Annotated in this window: 6 protein-coding genes; all 6 read left to right on the top strand. The window is 41.3% G+C overall.

Going from position 1 to position 6,207, the window contains the following annotated elements; genetic code table 11:
* The first annotated feature begins 503 nt into the window (after positions 1 to 503).
* The 6 genes from Q4591_RS14315 to hfq all read left to right on the top strand — a co-directional run bounded on the left by Q4591_RS14315 (position 504) and on the right by hfq (position 6,192).
* On the top strand, positions 504 to 959 hold the full coding sequence (locus tag Q4591_RS14315) for a hypothetical protein (RefSeq protein ID WP_102439937.1): 456 nt from the start codon (positions 504 to 506) through the stop codon (positions 957 to 959).
* A gap of 168 nt (positions 960 to 1,127) precedes the next feature.
* Positions 1,128 to 1,589, top strand: a complete 462-nt coding sequence (tsaE, locus tag Q4591_RS14310) for a tRNA (adenosine(37)-N6)-threonylcarbamoyltransferase complex ATPase subunit type 1 TsaE (protein ID WP_102439936.1) — start codon at positions 1,128 to 1,130, stop codon at positions 1,587 to 1,589.
* 78 nt (positions 1,590 to 1,667) lie between these two features.
* Positions 1,668 to 2,972 carry an N-acetylmuramoyl-L-alanine amidase gene (locus Q4591_RS14305; RefSeq protein WP_102520665.1) on the top strand — a complete coding sequence of 435 codons (1,305 nt, stop codon included), beginning with the start codon at positions 1,668 to 1,670 and terminating at the stop codon, positions 2,970 to 2,972.
* Between the two features lie 3 nt (positions 2,973 to 2,975).
* Positions 2,976 to 4,901, top strand: coding sequence for a DNA mismatch repair endonuclease MutL (gene mutL, locus Q4591_RS14300; RefSeq protein WP_102439935.1), 1,926 nt, complete (start codon positions 2,976 to 2,978; stop codon positions 4,899 to 4,901).
* A gap of 1 nt (position 4,902) precedes the next feature.
* Positions 4,903 to 5,829, top strand: coding sequence for a tRNA (adenosine(37)-N6)-dimethylallyltransferase MiaA (gene miaA / locus Q4591_RS14295; protein WP_102475908.1), 927 nt, complete (start codon positions 4,903 to 4,905; stop codon positions 5,827 to 5,829).
* 96 nt (positions 5,830 to 5,925) lie between these two features.
* The gene (gene hfq, locus Q4591_RS14290) at positions 5,926 to 6,192 is read left to right on the top strand and encodes an RNA chaperone Hfq (RefSeq protein ID WP_102439933.1); all 267 of its coding nucleotides are present in this window, start codon (positions 5,926 to 5,928) and stop codon (positions 6,190 to 6,192) included.
* The last annotated feature ends 15 nt before the right edge of the window (positions 6,193 to 6,207 follow it).

Below are 6,207 nucleotides of genomic sequence, written 5' to 3'. Positions count from 1 at the left end.
AAAAAATAAACCCACTCTTAGCTCAGTTGTGCTTTTAGAAATAGTGATACCTTTTTTATTGCCAAGGTATAGGTCATTAGTTCGAACCACTTTTTATGAACAGACAGGTCGCTCCAATTTCTCATCTTAAGAAAATCATTCCTTTCAAATAAAAAAATAAACCCACTCTTAGCTCAGTTGTGCTTTTAGAAATAGTGATACCTTTTTTATTGCCAAGGTATAGGTCATCAGTTCGAACCACTTTTGATGAACAGACAGGTCGCTGCAGTTTCTCCCTGCGTTCAAAATGTCTCGGTTTACCCCCCCGCTTGCACAATATTTATGCATTGTTTAGGGTGCTGTAGCTGGGTGTTGTTTCATTGTTGCTAAATTACTTGTTTTTTATATGCAAAATATGAACTCGCTCAAATATTCTCAACTTTTTTTCAACCATAATAAATACAAGCTTTTACAATCTTATTTTTACTGACCGCCAAAGGGCGGTGACAGATGGAGTGTTTATTATGCGTATCCAACAATTAAGTGAAGTGCTTGAGTTCATTGCCAAGTCACGCTTAGACATGGGTCAGCTTTATGGCCGACTACACCGCAATGCAGACTCTACAAGAGTAAAAATGATGTTGGAATATCTACAGCAACACCAACAGCATGTGCATGACAGTATTGAAAATTATATTGATGAAGCACCAAAGCGTATGCTTGAAACTTGGTATAAAGACATCACCTTCGAAGACTTTGAAAAACGCTGCCAAGACTCGACTCTAGCAGCCAATATGAGTGAAGATGATGTACTCGAGATGCATCTTGATTTAGAAAACCGTTTGATTGGTTTTTTAGAAAAAACCGCTAACAGCACTGAGGTCACTGAAATCAAAGATGCTTTATTAGATTTAGTTCGTGTGGAGAAAACCCAGCAGAAACGTATGGTACATAGCGCATTACGGATGGAAGATATCTAAAATCCGGTTTTCCAGCGTCAATTTTATGTTAATATTTATATATAGAGCCAGCTATCAAGCTGGCTTTATTTTTTTAGGCCATCAAATAGCGCAATAGGCTAAGAGGTTAGTATTCTCAGCTATATTGCAGTTTTATATGATTAATCTCCCAAGTGCTGGTAAGTTAACATGACTTCGATTAAAAAATATCTTAAAGATGAGCAAGCAACGATTGATCTTGGTGTTGAATTATCTTTGTGGGTTTCAGCCCCATTAGTGATTTATTTAACTGGTGATCTCGGTGCAGGTAAAACCACCTTAAGCCGTGGTTTGATCCAAAGTTTAGGTCATGATGGCAATGTAAAGAGTCCAACCTATACCCTAGTTGAGCCCTATGAGCTCAAGGGAATGCAAATTTATCATTTTGACTTATATCGTTTGCTTGATCCTGAAGAGCTTGAATTTATGGGGATCCGCGATTACTTTACTGATAACACTATTAGTATTATCGAGTGGCCAGATAGAGGGCATGGCTTATTACCTGAAGCCGATGTTGCCATTCATTTAAGCTATGACGGAGAGCAACGACAGGTGGAGCTCACTGGCATGACAGGAGCTGGTAATCAGCTTGTCGCTAAGCTTTATAACTAATTAGTTCATAATAAGCTTTAAAAACAAACGCTAGTAAGCATAAGTCAATTAACTAAAATAATAATGACCCTAGAAAAAATGACACGATTTATAATCTTCATATGTTTATTATTCTGCTCCTTACAGGTTGCAGCTAATAAACTTGAAAGTGTGCGAATTTGGGATGCCCCGCAATCAACCCGAGTGGTATTTGATTTGTCTTCGGCACCTGATTATAGCTATTTTGTGCTAACAAACCCCCAGCGTTTGGTTATCGACTTAAAACAAGCTTCAACCAATGTGAAGCTTGCTGATATTGCTAAAGACAGCAAGTTGATCAAAAAAGTGCGTATTAGTTCCCCTCCCAAAAAAGGCACTTTACGTGTGGTGCTTGATTTAAACTCACCAGCAAAGCCGAATTTGTTTGCCCTGACACCGACAGCCCCTTACGGTAATCGTTTAGTGGTCGATTTAGATAACTCTGCCAGTAAAAGTGCAGCGGTACAGTCGGTGGTGCACACTAGCAAGCGCTCTACCGATGTGATTGTCGCTATCGATGCAGGCCATGGCGGCGAAGATCCTGGTTCAATCGGCCCCAAAGGCACCTATGAGAAAAAGATTGTACTTGAGATCTCCAAACGTCTTGCACGAGAAATTAATAAAACACCAGGAATGAAAGCGGTGATGACCCGCACTGGCGATTATTTTGTCAATTTAAATCAACGCTCGGAACTGGCTAGAAATAGTCGAGCTGATTTACTGATTTCTATTCATGCAGATGCATTTACGTCACCACAACCTAATGGGGCATCGGTATGGGTATTATCAAAGCGCCGTGCCAATACCGAAATTGGTCGCGTATTTGAGGATAAAGAAAAGCATTCCGAGCTATTAGGTGGCGTTGGAGACATAATTCAAAACTCCGATAGTGAACAGTATCTTGTGATGACCCTAATCGATATGTCGATGGACCATTCTCTGGCTGAAAGTCATCATATTGCCAGTGATGTATTATCAGGTTTAGGTAAAGTGACTAAACTACATAAGAGTAAACCAGAGCATGCGAGCTTTGCTGTTTTAAAGTCGACTGATATTCCCTCTATTTTGGTGGAAACTGGTTTTATCTCTAACCCTAGAGAAGAAGGGTTATTGTTAAATGGTAACCATCAACAAAAGTTAGCTAATGCGATCCATAAAGGTGTGCTGAAATATTTTGCCGCTAACCCACCTTCAGGCACCTTATTGGCGAAACAGAGTAACACTAAGCATACAGTAAGAAGTGGCGAATCTTTATCGGTTATTGCCCAGCGATATAAAGTCAGCATAGCCAGTATTCGAAAAACCAACAACCTTAAATCAGATGTCCTACGGATAGGCCAAAAGCTGGTTATTCCAAGAGCGTAAATTATGGCTATTCAAATTTTACCACCACAGCTTGCTAACCAAATTGCTGCCGGCGAAGTGGTTGAGCGTCCTGCATCTGTAGTTAAAGAGTTGGTTGAAAATAGCCTTGATGCTGGCGCAACCCGGGTGGATATCGAAATCGACAAAGGTGGCAGTAAGCTCATTAAAATTAGGGACAATGGTAAAGGCATTTCAAAAGAAGAGTTAGCCTTAGCCTTATCTCGTCACGCGACCTCAAAAGTACACTCCCTTGATGACTTAGAAGCCATTTTAAGTTTTGGTTTTAGAGGCGAGGCCTTAGCCAGTATTAGCTCTGTCTCCCGTTTAAGCCTAACATCAAAACCTGCTGAGCAAACTGAAGCGTGGCAAGCCTACGCTGCAGGCTCGCAAATGGACGTTAAAGTGACGCCCGCTGCGCACCCTAAGGGCACTACCATTGAAGTGGTGGATTTATTCTTTAATACCCCTGCCAGACGACGCTTTTTGAAAAGTGATAAAACCGAATTCACCCATATTGATGAATGGTTAAAACGCATTGCCATCGCCAGAACCGATGTGCATTTTACCTTAACCCATAATGGTAAGTTGGCGCGTCAATATCGAGCGGCCAATACTGAAATTCAATACAAACAGCGTCTTGGGCAAATTTGTGGTCGGGCTTTTGCCGAGCATGCTCTGCACCTAGAATGCCAGCATGATGGCTTGATATTATCGGGTTATTTGCAGTCACCAAATGACTTACAACCGACTGATAGCTGCTATTTTTATGTCAATGGCCGTTTAGTGCGAGACCGATTAGTTAACCATGCGGTAAAGCAGGCATTTGGTCAGTTTCAAGTTCAGCATCAACCGGGTTATGTGTTGATGCTTGAGCTGGATCCGCATCAGGTTGATGTCAATGTACATCCAGCAAAGCATGAAGTGCGTTTTCATCAAAGCCGATTAGTGCATGACTTTATTTTACAAGCGCTGCAGTCCGTTTTAGCGCAAATACCTGAATTAGATCTCGGTATAGCTAACAAACCTACAGGCGCGCAAACTGGTATTGGCGAGGAAATTGGTCATTCATCAGAGGCAGAAATAAGCAATTGGCAGCAAGTAAGTCAAGACATGCCGCAAAGTCGGGGATCTGCCACTCAATTACATCAACCTAGAGAGTTATCGAGCAGCCGCTTTGGCAGCATGTCGGTGCCAGCGCAGGGCTATCAACACCAAAGCCATCAACCACAGCATAATGCAGCTACCGGAAGCACAGGAGCTACAAGCAGTGGCAATAATCCCTATAGCGGTGGTAGAACAGCTGACACGGTAGAAATAACCCCAACGGCTATCGCTAATTATGGACAATTACTGCAAACCCAAGCTGGAAATTCTTCATTAACGCAAATTAATGAGACAAATCTGTCTGCGCATATCACTATGCCGTCTATTGTTGATGGTCGCTTCTGGGTGATGGTTACAGGTCAGCAGATTTTATTAGTTGATATCGCGCAAGTTTCTATTTTTGTTACAAAATTAGAGATACAGACTAAAATAACAACAGGGCTTGTGGGTCAGCCATTATTAATGCCGGTTTCAATTGAAGCCGATGTTGACTGGAAAATTATCCTTGAAGAGCGAGAGCAGTTATTACGTAGGTTAGGATTAACCCTTTCAATCCGCTACCAACAGTTGATAATTAAGAATGTGCCCCCATATCTCAGAGATACCCAATTAGCTGTGTTGATCCCAGAATTATTAGATTGGATTAAATTAGAGCAGCCATCGGATGAAGCGTTGGCGTTGTGGATGGCAAAACAGCAAGCAAATCATTTTTCAGCCGCAGCTGAAGTGTGGCTTCAATATAGCCAATTAACCGCAGAGCAGCAGCAAATGCAGTTATCAAAGGCGAAATCATTGCCATGGCAATCCTGGTTAGAAGAGAATTAATGTGAACCAACTCAAACAGCCCAAAGTATTGTTTTTAATGGGGCCAACCGCTTCAGGAAAAACGGCTTTAGCAATTGAAATGGCCCAGCAGCATAATTGTGAAATTATCTCTGTTGATTCGGCATTAATCTATCGTCAAATGGATATTGGCTCAGCCAAACCTGATGCCGATGAGCTAGCCTTAGCGCCTCATCGTTTAATTGACATTCTCGACCCCAGTGAAAGTTACTCTGCGGCAGATTTTCGTCGCGATGCATTAATTGAAATAGAAGATATAATTAATCGTGGTAAGACCCCTTTATTGGTAGGGGGGACTATGATGTACTTTAAGGCATTGCTTGAAGGCTTGTCACCGTTACCTGCTGCAGATGAGCAGATCAGAGCGCAAATTATGCAAGAGGCAGAAGAGCAAGGTTGGGATGCATTACATCAACAACTTTGCCAAGTTGATGCCACAGCAGGGGCAAGAATTCATCCTAATGATCCCCAGCGGCTATCTCGCGCTCTAGAAGTATACAGAATTACGGGTAAATCGATGACTGAGCTAACGGCAACAAAGTCAGCGCCGTTACCCTATGATGTGATGCAATTTGCGATAGCGCCACATGAGAGAAAAGTATTACATGAATTGATCGCAAAAAGATTTAAACTAATGATGCAAAATGGTTTTATCGACGAAGTTCAACGATTAAAAGATCGCAAAGACTTACATTTAGATATGCCATCTATGCGTTGTGTCGGCTACCGACAGTGTTGGCAGTACCTCGATGGTGAATTTGACTACGAGACTTTAATAGAAAAAGGCACCGCTGCCACTAGGCAATTAGCCAAACGTCAATTAACATGGTTAAGAAGTTGGCCCGAGTTACATTGGCTTGAAAGTGGCGCCGAAGGAAATTTAGTTACACTTATGCAACATTCTAGCTAGCTAATTAGCTGTTGCTGTATAATACTAAAACTAAACAATAAAACATTCTTCAAAAATTCAAAAAATTTATTTTGAAAATAAAAAAAGGAAATTGAAATGGCTAAGGGGCAATCTTTACAAGACCCATTTTTAAACGCTTTGCGTCGTGAACGTGTACCAGTCTCTATCTATTTAGTGAATGGTATTAAACTACAAGGTCAAGTTGAGTCATTCGACCAATTCGTTATCTTGTTAAAAAATACAGTAAGCCAAATGGTTTACAAGCACGCTATTTCAACTGTTGTACCAGCACGCCCATTTAATGTGGCTGCACAAGGTACTCAGAGCTATACCCCAAATGATGAAGCACCTGCATCAGAATAATATTTAAGGAGTTTA

The sequence above is a fragment of the Shewanella sp. 3_MG-2023 genome, from assembly GCF_030548765.1.
Classification (GTDB): Bacteria; Pseudomonadota; Gammaproteobacteria; order Enterobacterales; family Shewanellaceae; genus Shewanella.
Note: the sequence above shows the minus strand (reverse complement) of the source record. Positions and strands in the feature narration are given on the sequence as shown.